The sequence below is a fragment of the Paraburkholderia sp. SIMBA_054 genome (assembly GCF_046534875.1).
GTDB lineage: Bacteria > Pseudomonadota > Gammaproteobacteria > Burkholderiales > Burkholderiaceae > Paraburkholderia > Paraburkholderia hospita.
On sequence record NZ_JAWRXV010001277.1, the window covers coordinates 1 to 251 of the forward strand.

General features: G+C 50.6%; 1 protein-coding gene. It reads right to left on the reverse strand.

Annotated features, from left to right (window positions below; translation table 11 throughout):
• Nucleotides 1-251, reverse strand: a 251-nt coding sequence (locus SB822_RS59205; RefSeq protein WP_410859390.1) for a pyridoxal-phosphate dependent enzyme, incomplete at both ends; no start/stop codon positions are given.

Here is a 251-nt window from a genome sequence, read left to right on the forward strand (position 1 = left end):
TCGGTCTTGCCTTTGGTGCCTTTAATGTAGCGGCTGACGCCAGTCAGCGTACCGCCAGTCCCAACGCCAGCAATAAATACATCAACCTGACCGTCGGTATCTTCCCAGATCTCCGGACCGGTGGTTTTTTCGTGAATTTCAGGGTTTGCCGGATTGCTGAATTGTTGCAGCAGCAGGTATTTCTCTGGATTGCTGGCGACAATTTCTTCTGCTTTTTGGATTGCGCCTTTCATGCCTTTAGCACCTTCCGT